The organism is Nonomuraea sp. NPDC054003 (assembly GCF_055585125.1).
The window spans coordinates 442500-460783 of sequence record NZ_JBVJKR010000007.1; the positions used below are offsets into that span (position 1 = coordinate 442500).

Genomic DNA, 18284 nt, shown 5'->3' on the forward strand with positions numbered 1-18284 from the left:
GGACCGCCGCGCGGACGAGGCCGGCGGCGGTGGCGAAGCGAGCGCGTCAGGACGGGCAGGTGCCCCCGTCGATGACCGTCATCCCCCCAGGCGCTATATAGCCGTTGCGCGACGGGACGGACAACCGGGAGTATTTCGTGTAATAAAAAATGATCACCGTGCCGCTGGGAATCGACCCCTTGGGGGTCCATCCCGTCGCCGTGCGATACAACGTCTTGCTGACGTTGAGCTTCGCCTGGGTCCAGTTGCATTTCGCGACCGTGGCTGTCGCGGCGCTGCCGGTGAAGAGCGTGAGACCGACCGCGAGCGCGGTGCCGATAATGGCGATACGCACCTATATCCTCCGTTTCAAATCTGCTGGGGAACAGCGGGCAGGCTATTCCCGCGCACATTCATGCGGCCTTCGCGCCGCCTTCACGGGGTGTAGCGGTAGCCCATGCCGGGTTCGGTGATGAGGTGCCGGGGTCGCGCAGCAGGATCTCCAGGATGTGCCACTCGGTGGGCGTCAGCCGCAGGCCGCCTGACACGGTCTTGCGGACCAGGTCCACGGTGTGGTCGCCGAGGTGGACGGCGGCGAGCTCGGTGTCCCGGGTGGCGGCGCGGCGGGAGACGGCGCGGATCTCGTCTCAGGCGCCGGCCGTGTCGAGGCGGGCGAACTGCTCGTCGGTGAGCTTGACGTCGAGCGCCGGCAGGGCCGCCTCGTACTGCTGGAGCGTGCGCGGCCCGATCAGCGGCACGACCGTGGGCGAGGTCTGGCGCAGCAGCCACGCGAGGACCAGCGCGTTCGGCGTCACGCCCGCCTCGGCGGCCACCTCGGCGACGGCGGCGAGCCGGGCCTCGGCGTCCGGGCCGCCGTACGGCTCCATCGCCCCGTGGCCCTCGCGCTTGGCCGGGTCGTCGTAGATGCCCTTGAGGATGGGGGAGTACGCCACCAGGGTCAGGTCGTCATGCGCCTCCAGGTAGTCCAGCTGCTCGTCGTCCACGATCGACGCGTGCCGGAGCCCGGCGCGGCGGCGCAGGTACGAGTGCTGCTGCTGGAGCGCGACCGGCGCCGGCCAGCCATGCCGGGCGCACAGCTGCCGGATGCGCTCCAGCCGCCAGGTCCGCGCGTTGGACCAGCCGATGTGGCGGGCCTTGCCGGCCCTGACGATCCCGGCGAGCGCCTCCAGCGTCTCCTCCAGAGGCGTGGCCCGGTCGTCGACGTGGACGTAGTACAGGTCGACGTGGTCGGTGCCGAGCCGGCGCAGGCTGCCGTCGATCGCCTCCCGCAGGGTCTTCGCCCCGGCCCCGGCGAACGTCCTGTAGGCCACCTCCCAGTCCGGCCGGCCGCCGGCCCAGACCGCGTCCAGGTCACGGGGGACGGCGCTGCCCTTGGTGGCCAGGAACACGTCCTCGCGCCGTCCGGTCCTGGCCAGCCAGCGGCCGATCAGCTCCTCGCTCTCGCCGCCGCGGCTGCCCCGGCGCTCCCACCAGGCGTAGCAGTCGGCGGTGTCCAGGAAGCCGCCGCCCGCCTCGGCGTACCGGTCCAGGATCGCGACGGCCTCGTCCTCCGGCGTGGCGGTGCCCATGATCATGCAACCCAGGGCGAGTTGGCTGACCTGTTCACCGGTACGGCCGAGCTGCACGGTCTTCATGTGATTCGCGTCCTTCCTCGATCTCGTGGCGATGACGCCCGCGATCCCGGCGGCCCCCGTGGCGCGCCCGTGTCATGACGCTAGAAGCTCGAGTGCGCTCCAGGTCAAGTGCCCGGCCGGTGGGCCACCGGGTTCGACGCCGAGTCCGGTGCAGCCGGTAAATAGACGTGGATCGATGCCGGGCCGGAGGCGATCATCAGGGAGTCAGTTGCCATGTCCCCTGAAGATCGGGAATGTACGCGCGATCCCGCCGGTCGGAAGGGGCTCTATGGGGGTCCCGATGGCCATGAAGCACGCTCCGGCGGACTCGACGGGCACGATACCGGCCGGGCCGCCGGTGGAGTTCCGGCTGCTCGGCGAGGTCGAGGCGGCGGCCGACGGCCGGCTCGTGGATCTCGGCCACGCACGGCAACGCCGCGTCCTGGCGGTGCTCCTGATCGAGGCCAATCGTGTCGTGTCGGCCGACCAGATACTGGATCGGGTATGGGGTGAGGCCCCTCCGCAACGCGCCCGCGCGGCCGTCCACGGCTATCTGTGCAGGCTGCGGCGGGTGCTGACCGAGATGGACGGTGTCGGCCTCGTGCGCCGGCCCGGCGGGTACGCCCTCACCGTCGACCCCATGACCGTGGACCTGCTCAAGTTCCGGAAGCTGGTCGCCGAAGCCCGCGAGGCGGAGGAGGGCGGAACCGCCCTGGCCCTGTTCGACAGGGCGCTGCGTCTATGGCGCGGCGACCTGGTGGCGGGGCATGACTCCGCGTGGCTGAACGACGTCCGTCATGGCGTGGCCCTGGAGCGTCTGGCCGCCGAACTGGACCGCAACGATCTCGTCCTCGACCGCGGCGGGCACGCCGGGCTGCTGGCGGAGCTGACCGCCTCCGCCTCCGCGCATCCGCTGGACGAACGGATCGCGGGTCAGCTGATGCTCGCCCTCTACCGCTGCGGCCGCCAGGCCGGCGCGCTCGACGTCTACGAACGGCTTCGGCGACTGCTCGCCGAGGAACTGGGCGCCGGCCCCACCGGGGCGCTGCGAGATCTGCACGTGCGGATCCTGACCACGGATCCGGCCCTGGTCGTACGCGAGCCCGTGAAGGCGGCCGAACGGCCCGTCCAGCCGCTGATACCGCGTCAGCTGCCCGCGCCACCGCGGTCGTTCACCGGGCGGGCCCGCCAGCTCGCCGCGCTTGGCGAGGCCATGCGCGCGCCGTCCGGCCTGGGGGGCACCGTGACGATCAGCGGTGCCGGCGGCCTCGGCAAGACGTGGCTGGCTCTGCGGTGGGCCCATGAGAACGCGGACCGGTTCCCCGACGGCCAGTTGCACGTCAATCTCCGGGGTTTCGACCCGGCGGCGGATCCCCTGCACCCGGCGGTCGCGGTGCGCTCCTTCCTCGACGCTCTCGGCGTGCCGCCCGCCGTGATCCCGCCGGATCCGGAAGCGCAGGCGGCGATGTACCGGCACCTGACCGCCGGCAGACGCATGCTGATCGTGCTGGACAACGCCCGCGACTCCGCCCACGTGGCGCCGCTGCTGCCCGCCACTCCCACCTGCGCCGTGCTCGTCACCAGCCGCCGCAGGCTGACCGGGCTGATCACCGCGCACGGCGCCCGGCCGCTGGTCCTGGACGTGCTGACCGAGGCCGAGTCACGCCGGCTGCTCACCCGCGAGTTCGGCGCGAGCCGGACGGCGGCCGAGCCCGAGGCCGTCGCCGCCGTGATCCGCCACTGCGGGGGCCTGCCGCTGGCGCTCGGCGTCATCGCCGCCCGCGCCGCTGTCCGCCCCGGGCTCTCCCTCGGCGTGCTCGCCGGTGAGCTGCGGCAGGCCACCACCCGGCTGGACGCCCTGGACGGCGGTGAACTGGCGGTCAACCTGCGGGCGGTCCTGTCCTGCTCGTACGATGCCCTGTCCTCCGGTGCGGCCCGCGTCTTCGCCCTCCTGGGCCGCGCCCCGGGACCGGAGATCAGCCTGCCGGCGGTGGCCAGCCTCACGGCGCTGACCGTCACCCGTACCCGGGCCCTCCTCCGCGAGCTGGTCAACGCGCATCTGCTGGACGAGCCGGTCCCTGACCGCTACCGGGCGCATGACCTGGTGCTGCTCTACGCGGCCGAGCTGTCCGGCCGTCTCGACGCCGGGGGAGCCGGGCTGAGGCGGCTGCTCGACCACTACCTGCACACCGCCCATCGCGCGGATCGGGCGCTCAGCCCGCACCGCGAGCCGCTGACGCTGCCCCCGCCCCGGCCCGGCGTCGTCGTGGCGGACATCGCCGACCACCGCGCGGCTCGGGCCTGGTTCGGCGCCGAGTACCCGGCGCTGCTGGCCACCGTCGACGACGCCGGGTCCGACGCGTACGTCTGCCGGCTGGGGTGGGCGCTCATGACCTTCTGCGACAGGCGAGGGCTGTGGCATGATCAGGCCGCGACGCAGCGCGCCGCCCTGGAGGCCGCCCGGCGTCTGGCGGACCGCCCCGCCGAGGCTCACGCCCACTGCGGCCTCGCGCTCGCGTACATCTCCGTGCGGCGGTACGGTGATGCCGGCGAGCACCTCCGGCAGGCCCTGCAACTGTTTCGTGCGCTCGGTGACCGCGCCGGGCAGGCCCACGCCCACCGCTGCATGGCCCGGCTGTTCGCACAGCAGGGCCACCACCGGGAGGCGCTGCCCCACGACGAGCAGGCATTCGACCTGTTCCGGACTCTGAAGAACCGGCGCGGCCAGGCCGCCGGGCTCAACGCCATCGGCTGGCACCACGCCCACCTGGGCCACCATCACCGAGCCCTCGCCCACTGCCGGCAGGCCCTGTCGCTCTACCAGGAGATCGCCGATCGTCAGGGCGAGGCGGCGACCTGGGACAGCCTCGGCTTCATCCGGCGCCGCCTCGGCCATCTCCGCCAGGCCGTCACCTGCTACGCGCGGGCGCTGGCGCTGTTCCGCGAGCTCGGCGCCAGGTACTCCGAAGGCCTGGCGCTGAGCTCGCTCGGTGACATCCTTCACGACGCCGGCGATCCCGCCGCCGCCCACCGCCACTGGCAGGACGCGTTCGACATCCTCGACCAGCTCGGCCACCACCGCGCCGAGGAGGTCCGGGTCAAGCTCGGCGGGGCGCGAAGCTCCGGTCCCTCGCGGCCGGTCGCGCCGCGAGGGACCGGATCGTGAGCCGCCGAGGTCACGGGGCCAGCCACACCTGGACGCCGAGCGCCTCGTCGTAGTAGTCGGCCGCGCTGAACACCTCGCCGTTGTCGCAGTTCCCCACGTGCGATCCGTACGCCGTGTCGTTGAAGGACCAGCCGCCCCCGCTGTCGCCGCTGATGCCGACGTCGTTGTCGGTCCCGACCAGCCGCTCCGTCGGGAAGGGGAAGGGGGCGAACGTGCAGGTCACCGAGACGCTGTCGACGTCGGGAGTGCAGTGCCTGACGTTGGAGGACCGGCCGTACTGGCAGACGGACTCGCCCAGGCTGATAGCGGCCACCGGCTCCACCGACCTCGCCTCCCGCACGTCGGCGCTGCTGGCGTAGAAGATCCCCGCCAGTACGGGAACGCCGAAGTGGTACTCCACGTCGCCCCAGGCCCGGCGATGCTGGAACTGGGGTGTGATCGGGAACGACAGGCCCGCGTCGGTCCAGTCGATCTCGTTCATGCCGTCGCAGTGGCCCGCGGTGGTGATGCCGGGAAGCACGCCGTTGGCGAGGATCGGCCAGCCGCTGGTGCACTGGGAGCCGCCGCCGCGCACCCGTTCCCCGCCGAAGCCGAACTCCAGGCTCGTGACCGGCTCGTCCCGCACGGCGAGATCGATGTGCGGGCGCAGGCCCTGCGGCATCGCGGACAGCACGGCCTCCGGCCGCGAGTCGACCCCCGGCGTTTCGGTGACCTGGGCCGGGATCCGCCCCGCGCCCACGATGTCGACGGACGTGGCCACGGAGGTGAAACCGTAGGCCACGAGCGCCTTGTGCACGGTGAGCTGGCGCTCCTCCAGCTCACCGAACGAGTACGGTTGCCCGTCCACGACGTCGATGTCCACGTCCGCGCCGGCCACCAGCCGGTCGACGAACGCATCGGCCGGCCCCTTGATGTAGAGCGTCGGCGCACCGCCGGGAAGGGGGTTGACGGCCGAGCCGACGAAGATCTCCGGCCTCTCGCGCGCGACCTTCGCGGCGACGTCACCGACGGCCTCCGCCGCCTCGCGGTCCGCCGCGGCCTGCGCCAGGGTCCAGCCCTTGCCCTCCGCGACCAGCTTCAGATCTTGACGCAGGGCTTCCGCCGGCGACTGAACGGGCGGCGGGTCCGGTAAGCCGGTACGAGCCGCGGCCGAGGCCGGAGTCCCGGCTGACAGCAGCAGCGCCGCGACGACGAGGGCGACCGGCCCATGAATGCGTTGTCTCACTGACATACCTCCACCGTCGATGTGTAGGCGTCAGCCTGCGGGCCGCTCCTTCCGCAAATCTTCGGCAACCCTTGAATCCGCAGGTCAAAGGCCCGTGGGTCGCCCCCTTCGGATCCCCGAAGAGGGCACGCGGGTCCGCGGCCGGCCGTACGGGGGTCAAGGGGTGTAGCGGTAGCCCATGCCCGGTTCGGTGATGAGGTGCCGGGGGTGGGCGGGGTCGCGTTCGAGCTTCTTGCGGAGCTGGGCCATGTACTGCCGCAGGTAGTGGGTCTCCTTGACGTACGTGCTGCCCCACACCTCGGCCAGCAGGTAGCGCTGGGGGATGAGCTTGCCGGGGTTGCGCAGCAGGATCTCCAGGATGTGCCACTCGGTGGGCGTCAGCCGCAGGCCGCCTGACACGGTCTTGCGCACCAGGTCCACGGTGTGGTCGCCGAGGTGGACGGCGGCGAGCTCGGTGTCCCGCGTGGCGGCGCGGCGGGAGACGGCGCGGATGCGGGCCAGGAACTCCTCGATGCTGAACGGCTTGGTCACGTAGTCGTCGGCCCCGGCGTCCAGAGCCTCGATCTTGTCCTGGTTGCCGGCCCGCCCGGACAGCACGACGATGGGGACCCGCGTCCAGCCGCGCAGTCCGTGGATGACCTCCACGCCGTCGACGTCGGGCAGGCCGAGGTCGAGCACGACCAGATCGGGATGCCATTCGGCGGCCTGGCGCAGCGCGGAGGCGCCGTCGGTGGCGACGGCGACCTCGTAGTCGCGTGCCGTCAGGTTGATGCGCAGCGCGCGCAGGATCTGCGGCTCGTCGTCGACGACAAGGATCCTGGTCATGAGGTCGACGTCTCGAAGTGGACCGGCATGCTGACGATCATCGTGAGACCTCCTCCTGGAGTCTCCTCGGGGGTGAGGGTGCCGCCCATGGCCTCGGTCAGCCCGCGCGCGAGGGCCAGGCCGAGCCCCACGCCGGTGCCGTTGTCGCGGTCGCCGAGCCGCTGGAACGGCAGGAGGACCCGCTCGCGGTCCTCGGGCGGGATGCCGGGGCCGTGGTCGACCACCCGGATCTCGACCACGTCGTCCTGCCGGCTGCCGGTCACCAGCACCTGGTGAGCGGGCGGGCTGTAGCGGACGGCGTTGCTGATCAGGTTGACCAGCACCCGTTCCAGCAGGGCCGCGTCGGCGACGATCTCCGGCAGCTCGATGGAGACGTCGCTCCTGACACGCCCGCGCAGCGGGCCCAGGTCGTCGATCGCGCGGGGCACGACCTCTTCCAGGGCGATGGGCTGGAGCGACAGGCCGAGGACGCCCGCCTGCAGGCGGCTCATGTCGAGCAGGTTCTCCACCAGCCGGCCCAGCCGGGCCAGGGACTCGTCGGCGGTCGCGAGCAGCTCCTCACGGTCCTCGTCGGTCCAGGTGATCTCGCGGTTGCGCAGGCTCTCGACGGAGGCCTTGGCGGCCGACAGGGGGGTGCGCAGGTCGTGGCTGACGGCGGCGAGCAGCGCGGTGCGCATGCGGTCCGCCTCGGCCAGCGGCCTGGCCCGTTCGGCCTCCTCCTCCAGGCGCTCCTGCCGCAGCGCGACGGCGGCCTCGGCGGCGAACGCCTCCAGGACGCGCCGGTCGCCGGCGTCCAGCAGCCGCCCGCGTGCGGCGAGGACCAGCTCGTCGCTGATCACCACGTCGGTGTCGGCCGCGGCGGGCGCGGTGCAGGGGGCGGAGCCGGAGACGGCGACGATGCGCCAGGCACCGGGTTCGGACTTGTCGTCGGGCGTGGGCTCGCCGACGCGTTCGAGCAGGGTGACCGAGTCCAGGCCGAACGTCTCGCGCAGGCGGGCGAGCAGCGAGGGCAGCGCGGCCTCGCCCCGCAGCACGTGCCCGGCCAGCGTGGACAGCACCTCGGCGTCCGCGCCGGCGCGGGCCGCCTGGCGGGTACGCCTGGCGGCCACGTCCACGATCGTGCTGACCGCCACCGCGACCAGGACGAACACGATGAGCGCGAGCAGGTTGTCCGGATCGGCGATCGTCAGCCTTCCCGTGGGCCGGGTGAAGAACCAGTTGAGCAGCAGCGACCCGCCCACCGCCGTGGCGATCGCCGGCAGCATGCCGCCGATCAGCGCCACCACGACGACCAGGCACAGGAACAGCAGGATCTCGCTGGGCAGCGAGATCACGTCGCGGAACGGCCAGAGCACGGCGGTCAGCGCCGGCAGGCCCGCCACCGCCACGATCCACCCGGCCACCCGCCGCTTGCGGGTCAGCGCCGCCCGCGCGCGTTCGGGCCGCCGGCGGCCCCGCTTGACCTCCTCGTGGGTGACGAGGTGGACGTCGATCGAACCGGACAGCGCGGTGGTCTCCAGGCCGACGCCGCGGGAGAGGATCTGCGCGAACCTGCCGCGCCGGGAAGCGCCCAGGACGAGCTGGGTGGCGTTGACGCCCCGGGCGAAGTCCAGCAGGGCGCGGGGGATGTCGTCGCCGACCACCTGGTGGTAGCTGCCGCCCAGGCTCTCCACCAGCGCGCGCTGCCGGGCGAGGCTCGCCGGGTCGCTGGCGACCAGGCCGTCGGAGCTGGTGACGTGGACGGCCAGCAGGTCGGCGCCTTTGGTGCGGGCGGCGATGCGCGAGGCGCGGCGCACCAGGGTGTCGCCTTCCGGGCCTCCGGTCAGGGCGACGACGACGCGTTCGCGGGTCTCCCAGGTGGTGGTGATGCCGTGCTCGGAGCGGTAGCGGTCGAGCTGGTCGTCCACCTTGCCGGTGACCCAGAGCAGAGCGAGTTCGCGCAGGGCGGTGAGGTTGCCGACCCGGAAGTAGTTCGACAGCGCGGCGCTGACCTTCTCCGGCGTGTAGACGTTGCCGTGGACCATCCGGCGGCGCAGCGCCTCCGGCGACATGTCGACCAGCTCGATCTGGTCGGCCCGCCGTACCACCTCGTCGGGCACGGTCTCGCGCTGCGGGACGCCGGTGATCTCCTGGACGACGTCGTTGACCGACTCCAGGTGCTGGATGTTCACCGTCGTCACGACGTTGATGCCGGCGTCCAGGATCTCGTCGATGTCCTGCCAGCGCTTGACGCGTTCGGAGCCGGGCACGTTGGTGTGGGCCAGCTCGTCGATCAGCGCCACCTTCGGCCTGCGCGCGATGACGGCCGCCACGTCCAGCTCGGTGAAGGCGGCGCCCCGGTGGACGACGGTCTTGCGGGGGACGATCTCCATGCCCTCCAGCAGGGCGGCGGTGCGGGGGCGGCCGTGGGTCTCGACGAAGCCCACGACCACGTCCCGGCCGCGTTCCCGGGCGCGGCGGCCCTCGGCGAGCATCGCGTACGTCTTGCCGACCCCGGGCGCCGCCCCGAGGTAGACCCGCAGCCGCCCCCGCACGTCACGCCCCGTCGAGGGCGAGGTTGAGTTCGAGCACGTTGACCGCCGGCTCGCCCATGAAGCCCAGCGCGCGTCCGGTGGTGTGCTCCTCGACCAGGGCCTTGACCCGTGCGGGCGGCAGGCCGCGTTCGCGCGCCACCCGGGGCGCCTGGAGCTCGGCGTAGGCGACGGAGATGTGCGGGTCCAGTCCGGAGGCGCCGGCGGTCACCGCGTCCGCCGGCACGGCCGGCGGCCCGGCGTCGCCGCGCACCGCGACCGTACGGCCCGCCGCGTAGTCCTCGCCCGGTTTCGCACACTCCACTCTCTTGCCCTGGTACGAGGCGATGAACGGGGTGGCGGGACAGGCCTGGTTGACGCTGACCGCGTGGCCGGCGAAGACCTTCAGCACCGCGCCGGTCCCGTCCGGGGTGCAGTACGGGCGGGCGCCGCTCACGCCCTCCAGCTCACCGGCCGCCTTCGAGCGGGCGCAGACCCGGGTCAGCAGCGACTGCCTGCCCTCGTCCCCGGCGCCGGGCACCGGCAGGACGTCCACGATGTCCTCCGGCCCGAGATTGCTCGCGCCGGTGGAGGTCGGGTCGTAGCCTTCGCCGGACGCCGCCGGGCGGGACTGGAAGTACTTCTTGACCGGATCGCCGTCGGCGTCGGTGAAGGACTGGCCGATCAGCGAGCTGCCGCGGCCGCCCTCGACGATGGAGCCGTTGGCCCGGTGGTTGAACAGGACCTGGGCGACGCCTGTGGTGACCAGGGGATAGATCAGGCCGAGCAGCACCGTCAGGACGGCGACCGCCCGGATCGCGGCGGCGTACCGGCGCACCCAGCTTGGCAGGCGTTTCATCATGACATCCCCGGAAGAAACTGGATCAGCAGATCTATGATCTTGATGCCGATGAACGGCGCGATGATGCCGCCCAGGCCGTAAACGTACAGGTTGCGCGACAACAGTTTGGAAGCGCTGGACGGCCGGTAGCGGACCCCGCGGAGCGCCAGCGGGATCAGCGCGACGATGACGAGCGCGTTGAAGACGACGGCGGACAGGATGGCGGACTGGGGGCTGGCCAGGCGCATGACGTTGAGCGCGTCCAGGCCGGGATAGACGGCCGCGAACATGGCCGGGATGATCGCGAAGTACTTGGCGACGTCGTTGGCCATGGAGAACGTGGTCAGCGCGCCGCGCGTGATGAGGAGCTGCTTGCCGATGTCGACGATCTCGATGAGCTTGGTCGGGTTGGAGTCCAGGTCGACCATGTTCCCGGCTTCCTTGGCGGCGCTCGTGCCGGTGTTCATGGCCACGCCGACGTCCGACTGGGCCAGGGCCGGGGCGTCGTTGGTGCCGTCGCCGGTCATGGCCACCAGCCGGCCGCCCTCCTGTTCCTTCTTGATGAGGGCGAGCTTGTCCTCGGGGGTGGCCTCGGCCAGGAAGTCGTCCACTCCCGCCTCGTCCGCGATGGCCTTGGCGGTCAGCGGGTTGTCGCCGGTGATCATGACCGTACGGATGCCCATCCGGCGCATGTCGTCGAAGCGCTCCCGGATGCCCTCCTTGACCACGTCCTTGAGGTGGATCACGCCCAGGACGCGGCCCTTCTCGGCGACCACCAGCGGGGTGCCGCCGGAGGCGGCGATGCCGTCCACGAGACCGCCGGCCTCGTCGGCGGGGTGGCCGCCGGCGTCGCGCACCCACTTCATGACCGCGGTGGCGGCGCCCTTGCGGACCTGGCGCCCGGCCTGGTCCGGCGCGCCGGGTTCAGGCGGGAGATCGACCCCGGACATGCGGGTCTGGGCCGTGAACGGCACCCACTCCGCATGGGCCAGCTCGCCCGGCCGGCGCTCGCGCAGGCCGTAGCGCTGCTTGGCGAGGACCACGATCGAGCGGCCCTCGGGGGTCTCGTCCGCGAGGCTGGACAGCTGCGCCGCCTCGGCCAGGTACGCCTCGGCGACCCCGTCCACCGGGACGAACTCGGTGGCCTGCCGGTTGCCCAGGGTGATCGTGCCGGTCTTGTCCAGCAGCAGCGTGGACACGTCGCCGGCGGCCTCGACCGCGCGGCCGGACAGCGCCAGGACGTTGCGCTGGACGAGGCGGTCCATGCCGGCGATGCCGATGGCCGACAGCAGCGCCCCGATCGTGGTGGGGATGAGGCAGACCAGCAGGGAGACCAGCACGATGCCGGTGACGCCGTCCGAGCCGAGGGCGAGCGAGTCCGGCACGCCCGGGTTGACGAGCTTGGTGTAGATGGCCAGGGGCTGCATGGTGACGGTGGCGGTCAGGAAGATGATCGTCAGCGCGGCCAGCAGGATGTTGAGCGCGATCTCGTTCGGCGTCTTCTGCCGGTTCGCGCCCTCGACCAGGGCGATCATCCGGTCGATGAAGCTCTCGCCGGGCTTCTGCGTGATCTCGACGATGATCCGGTCGGACAGCACCTTGGTGCCGCCGGTGACGGCGGAGCGGTCGCCGCCGGACTCGCGGATGACCGGGGCGGACTCGCCGGTGATGGCGGACTCGTCCACGCTGGCGATGCCTTCGACGACGTCTCCGTCGCCGGGGATGACCTCACCCGCCTCGACGATCACCCGGTCGCCCTGCCGCAGTTCGGGCGCCCGGACGACGTCCCAGTGGCCGGGGTCGTCGGGGCTCCTGAGCCTGCGGGCCTCGGTGCCGGTCTTGGCCGCGCGCAGCGTGGCGGCCCGCGCCTTGCCGCGGCCCTCGGCCACGGCCTCGGCCAGGTTCGCGAAGATCACGGTGAGCCACAGCCACACCACGACGGCCCAGGCGAAGAACGTCGGCTCCACGACGGCCAGCACGGTGGTGAACACGGCGCCGGCCTCCACGATGAACATCACCGGGTTGCGCCACGCCGTGACCGGGTTGAGCTTTCTCAACGCGTCCGGCAGCGAGCGGATCATCGGGACAGTCCTTCCGCGAGGGGGCCGAGCGAGAGGGCCGGAAGAAAGGTGAGGGCGACCAGGATGATCGTCACGCCGGCGACCATGCCGACGAACTGCGGCCGGTGGGTGGGCAGCGTGCCGGCGCCCTCGGGGACGGGTGACTGCGCGGCCAGCGAGCCGGCCAGCGCGAGCACCAGGATGATCGGCAGGAACCGGCCGAAGGCCATGCACAGGCCGAGCGCCACGTCGTACCAGGGGGTGTTGACGGTCAGGCCCGCGAAGGCGGAGCCGTTGTTGTTGGAGGCGCTGGTGAAGGCGTACAGGAGCTCGGAGAGGCCGTGCGGGCCGGTGTTGAGCATGGCCGCGCGCCGCTCTTCCGATCCCATCGCGGTCGCGGTCCCGGCCAGCACCAGGACCGGGGTCACCAGGAAGTACAGCGAGGCGAGCTTGATCTCGCGGGCGCCGATCCTCTTGCCGAGGTACTCCGGCGTGCGGCCGACCATCAGCCCGGCCACGAACACCGTGATGACGGCCAGGATCAGCATGCCGTACAGGCCGGAGCCGACCCCGCCGGGGGCGACCTCGCCGAGCATCATGTTGACCAGCGTCATCATGCCGCCGAAGGGCGTGTAGGAGTCGTGGGCGGAGTTCACCGCGCCGGTGCTGGTCAGGGTGGTGGAGGCGGCGAAGGTGGCGGAGTTGGACACGCCGAAACGCATCTCCTTGCCCTCCATGGCGGCGCCGGCCGCCTGCGGCACGGTCGCGTTCCCGGAGAGCTCGAAGACGTTGGTGAGCAGGACGCTCGCCAGCGCGAGCACGCCCATCACGGCGACGATCGCGTAGCCCTGCCTGACCTGGCCGACCATCCTGCCGAAGGTGCGCGGCAACGCGAACGGGATCAGCAGGATCAGGAAGATCTCGACCCAGTTCGTCCAGGCGGTGGCGTTCTCGAAGGGGTGGGAGGAGTTGGCGTTGTAGAAGCCGCCGCCGTTCGTGCCCAGCTCCTTGATGGCCTCCTGGGAAGCCACCGGGCCGCCGGTGATCGCCTGGGTGCCGCCGGTCAGCGTGGTGACCTCGTGGACGCCGGAGAGGTTCTGGATCACCCCGCCCGCGACCAGCACCAGCGCGCCGGTGAACGCGATCGGCAGCAGGACGCGGACGGTGCCGCGGACCAGGTCCACCCAGAAGTTGCCGATCGTGCCGGCGGAACGCCGGGCGAACCCGCGCACCAGGGCGATCGCCACGGCCATGCCGACCGAGGCCGAGACGAAGTTCTGCACGGCCAGCGCGGCCATCTGGGTCAGGTGGCCCATCGTGGACTCGCCGGAGTAGGCCTGCCAGTTGGTGTTGGTCACGAAGCTGACCGCGGTGTTCCAGGCGATGTGGTCGGTGACCGGCGCCATGCCCAGGCTCAGCGGCAGCTTGTCCTGCAGCCGCTGCAGCCCGTACACCACCAGGACCGAGACGACGGAGAACGCGAGCAGGGCGCGCGCGTAGACGCCCCAGCGCTGCTCGGCGTCGGCGCGCACCCCGAGCAGCCGGTAGATGCCGCGTTCGACGAGGTTGTGCCGGTCGGTCGAGTAGACGCGGTACATGTAGTCGCCGAACGGCTTGTGCACCAGGGCCAGCGCCGCGATCAGCGAGGTGACGAGGACGAGGCCCGCCACGGTGGTGCTCATCAGAAGCGCTCCGGGAACAGCAGGGCCGCGACCAACAGGATCACCAGGGCCACGGCGACCACGAGACCGGTCGCGTTGACGGCGTTCACAGCCGCTCCACCGCCCTGACGACCAGCCCGAGGACCGCGAAGACCGCGATCGTCAGGGCGACGAAGATGACGTCTGCCATTCCACTCCTCAGTTCGATGTCCGAGAGCGCCGCCGCCTTCACCGCGGTGGCCGCAGAACAAGCGAACGCTGAGGTATGGAGGGTTTTGCCGTTCTTGACGGGTTTCATACGGCTACGAACCGAATCTTGACGGCTTCTCTACGCGTGCCATCGAAAGCGACGCGCGCCGCCGGTCACTCCGGTTCGACGCGTACCGTGCCCGCCGTGCCGTCGACCGTGATCAGCTGACCGGTCGTGATCTCGCGGGTGGCGTCGCGGACGCAGATGACGGCCGGGATCCCGTACTCGCGGGCCACGGTGGGGCCGTGCGCGACCGGCGAGCCGGTCTCTGTCACCAGGCCGGCCGCGGTCATGAACAGCGGCGTCCACCCCGGGTCGGTGGTCGGCGCCACCAGGATCTCGCCCGGGTCGATGTGCGCCCCGACCGGGTCGCGGATCACCCGCGCCCGGCCCGTCGCCTGGCCCGCGGCACCCGACATCCCGGTCAGCACGCCGTCCTGGACCGGCCGCGCGGGGGCGAGCGCCTCCACGTCGGTCCCGTCGGACAGCAGGGCGCCGGGAACGGAGGGCCGCCGCAGCTCCCGCTCGTACTCCGCGCGCCGCCTCGCGGCCAGTCCCCGCTGGTCGGTTCCGTCGTGCACGGCGGCGCGCGCCTCGTCGAGAGTCAGGAACATGATGTCGCCGGCGTCCGCCAGCCGGTCACGGGCGGCCAGATCCGCGCCGACCAGGAGGAGTTGCCGCCGGGCCGCCTGGATCGCGGGCAGCCAGGCGAACTTCCCGATCTCCCGCAGCCCGGTGAGCCGGCGCGAGCGGCGCATGAAGAACACCGCCAGCCGGCCGCGCACCGGTCGCCTGCGCCGCGCCCGCCGCGACAGCGTCGCGATCATCCGCTCGGCCTTCGCCGCCGCCGCCCTGAACCGCACGTCGGGCGCCTGCCCGGGGTCGTCGACGCGGAGATAGTTGGCGATCGTCGCGAACAGCGGCGCGGGGTCCTCGTCCCAGTGGGGCACGCCGACGTCGATCTCGGCCGCGGCGCGCATCCCGTACTTCGCCAGGAAGCCCGCCATCCCGATGTCCGGGAGGTCACCGGCGAAGTATCCGGCGGCGAGCTCCTCCGGCGGGGTGCCGAGGAACAGCTCGCGGTGCTCGCGGGCCCGCACCGCGAGGTCCCAGAGCTCGAGGTCCATCTCCGTGGTCACGTTGTACGGCATGCCGCCGAGCACGGTGTCGAGCTCCTCGTCCGAGGCGACGCCCTTGAGCAGCGCGGCCGGGATCGTCCCGGCGATCAAGCCGGCCGCCAACGGCCAGAGGATCCCGTGCATGTCGATGTTCATGATCGGCTTGTGGGAGTCCTCGATCACCCACCGCAGCCGTTCCGCGGCGGTGGCGGACTCGCCCGGCGGGGTGGTGAGGCGCTTGATCTCCGCGACGCCACGGTAGGCGCGGGCGCGGGCGAGATCCGGGTTGACCAGGCTCGACACGACTCCGGCGACCCCGCCGGGCAACATCCGCAGCGCGCCCTTGACCAGGCTGCCGACGCGGAACGGCAGACCGGGCCGCGGCGCGAACCGCGGATCGTCCAGCATGCTCAGCACGGCGCCCTGCACCCTCGGCCCGTAGATCTCCAGCGAGGTCCCCAGGCGCCCGCGTATGACCCCGCTGCGCAGGAAGTCGGTCACGTCGAAGAACAGCCGGCCGCCGATCGACACCAGCCGGGGCATCGGGTCGCGCCGGTCGACCCGGGCCCCCGCGGCCTCGAACCACAGGCTCGAGCCCGACTTGAGCAGCGAGAACCCCATCGGGGTGCACGGGCGCAGCATGCCCTGCATGTGGCCGAACTCCAGGTAGAGCCGCGTGTCACCGGTGTCGGGCGGCGGCGGGAAGAGCGTGGTGATCGGCCGGGACTGCAGCAGCCACAGCGTCCCCCCGGCGTCGATCGCCCACTCGACGTCCTGCGGCGAGCCGAAATGCTCCTGCAGCCGCGCCCCCGCAGCCCGCAGCTCTTCGAGCCGCGCCGCGTCGAGACACCCGTCCGGGTCCGGCACGGCCGGCGCTCCCCGGCGGAGGACATGATGGTCGGGTACGACGGTGCCCTCGACGATCGCGGTGCCCAGACCGGGAGCGGCGTCGACGACCATGTCCGTACGGCAGCCGGTGATCGGGTTCGCGGTGAACATCACCCCCGCCACGACGGGGTCGATCATGCGCTGCACCACCACGGCCATGGCGGGCTCGTCCTCGACGTGCACGGCTGCGCGGTAGGCGACGGCGCGCTCGGTGAACAGGGAGTCCCAGCAGCGGCGGACCGCGTCGATCAGCTCCGCGTGACCCTCGACGCCGAGGTACGTGTCCTGCTGCCCGGCGAAGCTGGCCTCCGGCAGGTCCTCCGCGATGGCGCTGGACCGGACCGCCACCCGCCCACCGCCGAGCCGCTCGTACGCCTCGACCAGCTCCCGCTCCGGCAGCTCTCCTGACCGGTAGCACTCGACGGTGAGGCAGAAGCCGTCGGGGACGCGCTCACCCGCCCTGATCATCTCTCCGAGCCCGGCGCCCTTGCCGCCCACCAGGTCGATCATGGAGGCGTCGATCTCGGACAACCCGATCAGCTTCATCGCGCCATCTCCTCATGGCCGGCGCCATGCGCGACATGGCCGCCCCCGGTTTCCCGGCGCTCCGCCCCCGACGCTAACACCGCGGGGGAATCCAGACCAGGCGGTCACCCCCGTGTCACGAGGGTGACCGCCGGGCGGGTCAGGTCGTCGCCGCGAACGCCGGCCGTCGACGCGCAGGTCGACGGCCTCGACGTGGGGCTGTCCGCCGGCGGCGGACGCCGGGGGGACGAGGGGCTGCGAGAGGACGAGGGCGAGAGACACCCCCGCCCCGGCGAGCACGCGGGTCCGGCGAGGTGCGGTGAACACGAGGTCACTCCCTTCCGGCGGCATGGCCGCTCTTCCGTGGTGAGCCCCCTGGAGAGTGAAACGATTTAACATCCGCGGACGTCGTCACCGTAAGCGCTCCCTCATGTGCCGTCAAGAGGCAACGGTTCCCGCTCCCGTCCCACCTCATCCGGCCGCGTGGCGTGGATTCGTGGGTAACGTTACCCACGCGTCAGGACGCGGGCGGGGCCGTGGAGCCGCGGACGACCAGGCTGGGGGTGACCGAGAAGCGGACCGCGGACGTGCGGCCTTCGATGCGCTCCAGCAGCAGCTTGCCGGCGGCGCCGCCCATGACGGAGCCCTCCTGGTCGACGCTGGTCAGGGTGATGTTGGGCAGGGCGGCCAGGTGGGTGTTGTCATAGCCGGCCACCGAGACGTCCGCCGGGACGCGGAGCCCGGCCTCGTAGACCGCGGCGAGCGCGCCGAACGCCGCCTGGTCGGCCCCCGCGAAGATGGCCGTCGGTCGGGGATCGCGGTCCAGCAGCTCCCGCGCTCCCTCGTAGCCGCCCTTCTCGTGGTAGAAGCTGGTCGCGACGGCGATCTCGTCTGCCAGCCCGTGCTCGCGCATGACGCGCTCGTAGGTCGCGGCCCGGATGTTGTGGAGCAGGTCGGCCGGCTGCGCCTGGCTGTCGTCCTGGTGCGTGATGTGCGCGATCCGGCGGTGGCCGAGCTCGATGAGGTGCTTCACGACCAGCTCGGCGCCCGCCTCGTCGTCGTCGTAGACGGAGTCGTAGAAGGACGACCGCTCGTGGCGGGCCAGCACCACGGTGGGCTTCTCCTGGGCCACCTCCTCCAGCCGCGCCTTCGAGGCGAGCGGGGCGACCATGATGATGCCGTCGACCTGGCGGTCGATGAGGGCGTCGACCGCCAGTCTCTCCACCTTGCGGGTGGCGCCCCCCTGGATCATGAACGCCCGGTAGTCGGTGCCGGCGAGCTGCTCGGTGAGGCCGTCGAGGATGTCGGCGAAGAACGGGTTCCTGATGTGTGGCAGCATCAGGCCGATCGTGAAGGTGCGCCCGCGCATGCCCCGCGCCACGGCCTGGGGCCGGTAGCCCAGCTCCTCGATGGCCGTCTTGACCCGGTCTCTCATGGCGGGGCTGACGCCGTAGGCGTTGCGGATCACCTTGGACACCGCGGTGACGGAGACCTGGGCGTGGCTGGCCACGTCGTTGATCGTCACTCGTCGGCGTCGGCTGGGCGCGACCATGAGGCTCCAATTCCCGAGGGGTGATCCCAGTGTACGAGCTGGAGGTGAGC

General features: G+C 72.0%; 13 protein-coding genes. 1 reads left to right on the plus strand and 12 read right to left on the minus strand.

Going from position 1 to position 18284, the window contains the following annotated elements:
- Positions 1-46 precede the first annotated feature (46 nt).
- Complete coding sequence (locus tag ACZ6YG_RS21360; RefSeq protein ID WP_466018984.1) at positions 47-334, minus strand: hypothetical protein; 288 nt, start codon at positions 332-334, stop codon at positions 47-49.
- A 292-nt stretch (positions 335-626) separates the two neighbouring features.
- Complete coding sequence (locus ACZ6YG_RS21365; RefSeq protein WP_466018985.1) at positions 627-1634, minus strand: aldo/keto reductase; 1008 nt, start codon at positions 1632-1634, stop codon at positions 627-629.
- A 280-nt stretch (positions 1635-1914) separates the two neighbouring features.
- Between ACZ6YG_RS21365 and ACZ6YG_RS21370 the strand changes: the two genes are divergently transcribed.
- On the plus strand, positions 1915-4779 hold the full coding sequence (locus tag ACZ6YG_RS21370; RefSeq protein WP_466018986.1) for an AfsR/SARP family transcriptional regulator: 2865 nt from the start codon (positions 1915-1917) through the stop codon (positions 4777-4779).
- A gap of 10 nt (positions 4780-4789) precedes the next feature.
- On the opposite strand, the gene ACZ6YG_RS21375 is transcribed toward ACZ6YG_RS21370, so the two are convergent.
- From ACZ6YG_RS21375 to ACZ6YG_RS21420, 10 genes are all read right to left on the minus strand, one after another.
- On the minus strand, positions 4790-6004 hold the full coding sequence (locus ACZ6YG_RS21375) for a chymotrypsin family serine protease (protein WP_466018987.1): 1215 nt from the start codon (positions 6002-6004) through the stop codon (positions 4790-4792).
- Between the two features lie 156 nt (positions 6005-6160).
- Complete coding sequence (locus ACZ6YG_RS21380) at positions 6161-6829, minus strand: response regulator (RefSeq protein ID WP_148031035.1); 669 nt, start codon at positions 6827-6829, stop codon at positions 6161-6163.
- Positions 6826-9363, minus strand: a complete 2538-nt coding sequence (locus ACZ6YG_RS21385; protein ID WP_466018988.1) for a DUF4118 domain-containing protein — start codon at positions 9361-9363, stop codon at positions 6826-6828. Before ACZ6YG_RS21385 ends, ACZ6YG_RS21380 begins: the two co-directional genes overlap by 4 nt.
- 1 nt (position 9364) lies before the next feature.
- On the minus strand, positions 9365-10198 hold the full coding sequence (locus ACZ6YG_RS21390; protein WP_466019004.1) for a potassium-transporting ATPase subunit C: 834 nt from the start codon (positions 10196-10198) through the stop codon (positions 9365-9367).
- Positions 10198-12261 carry a potassium-transporting ATPase subunit KdpB gene (kdpB, locus tag ACZ6YG_RS21395; protein ID WP_466018989.1) on the minus strand — a complete coding sequence of 688 codons (2064 nt, stop codon included), beginning with the start codon at positions 12259-12261 and terminating at the stop codon, positions 10198-10200. The genes ACZ6YG_RS21390 and kdpB overlap by 1 nt, the downstream gene beginning before the upstream one ends.
- Positions 12258-13922 carry a potassium-transporting ATPase subunit KdpA gene (kdpA, locus tag ACZ6YG_RS21400; protein ID WP_466018990.1) on the minus strand — a complete coding sequence of 555 codons (1665 nt, stop codon included), beginning with the start codon at positions 13920-13922 and terminating at the stop codon, positions 12258-12260. The genes kdpB and kdpA overlap by 4 nt, the downstream gene beginning before the upstream one ends.
- A complete protein-coding gene (kdpF, locus tag ACZ6YG_RS21405; protein WP_271278221.1) occupies positions 13922-14011 on the minus strand; it encodes a K(+)-transporting ATPase subunit F in 90 nt (29 codons plus the stop codon). The genes kdpA and kdpF overlap by 1 nt, the downstream gene beginning before the upstream one ends.
- Positions 14008-14199 (minus strand): hypothetical protein, encoded by a 192-nt coding sequence (locus tag ACZ6YG_RS21410; protein WP_271278222.1) that lies wholly within the window; start codon positions 14197-14199, stop codon positions 14008-14010. The genes kdpF and ACZ6YG_RS21410 overlap by 4 nt, the downstream gene beginning before the upstream one ends.
- Positions 14200-14264: 65 nt before the next feature.
- On the minus strand, positions 14265-16703 hold the full coding sequence (locus ACZ6YG_RS21415; protein ID WP_466018991.1) for a PEP/pyruvate-binding domain-containing protein: 2439 nt from the start codon (positions 16701-16703) through the stop codon (positions 14265-14267).
- Positions 16704-17199: 496 nt separating this feature from the next.
- Positions 17200-18192, minus strand: a complete 993-nt coding sequence (locus ACZ6YG_RS21420) for a LacI family DNA-binding transcriptional regulator (RefSeq protein ID WP_271278225.1) — start codon at positions 18190-18192, stop codon at positions 17200-17202.
- Positions 18193-18284: the final 92 nt, after the last annotated feature.

Excerpts from the sequence above, each read along its gene's own strand:
- ACZ6YG_RS21415 (WP_466018991.1), bottom strand. The coding sequence starts at position 16,703 with ATGAAGCTGATCGGGTTGTCCGAGATCGACGCCTCCATGATCGACCTG.
- kdpA (WP_466018990.1), bottom strand. The coding sequence starts at position 13,922 with ATGAGCACCACCGTGGCGGGCCTCGTCCTCGTCACCTCGCTGATCGCG.
- ACZ6YG_RS21370 (WP_466018986.1), top strand. The coding sequence starts at position 1,915 with ATGGCCATGAAGCACGCTCCGGCGGACTCGACGGGCACGATACCGGCC.
- ACZ6YG_RS21410 (WP_271278222.1), bottom strand. The coding sequence starts at position 14,199 with ATGAAACCCGTCAAGAACGGCAAAACCCTCCATACCTCAGCGTTCGCT.
- ACZ6YG_RS21390 (WP_466019004.1), bottom strand. The coding sequence starts at position 10,198 with ATGAAACGCCTGCCAAGCTGGGTGCGCCGGTACGCCGCCGCGATCCGG.
- ACZ6YG_RS21365 (WP_466018985.1), bottom strand. The coding sequence starts at position 1,634 with ATGAAGACCGTGCAGCTCGGCCGTACCGGTGAACAGGTCAGCCAACTC.
- kdpB (WP_466018989.1), bottom strand. The coding sequence starts at position 12,261 with ATGATCCGCTCGCTGCCGGACGCGTTGAGAAAGCTCAACCCGGTCACG.
- ACZ6YG_RS21380 (WP_148031035.1), bottom strand. The coding sequence starts at position 6,829 with ATGACCAGGATCCTTGTCGTCGACGACGAGCCGCAGATCCTGCGCGCG.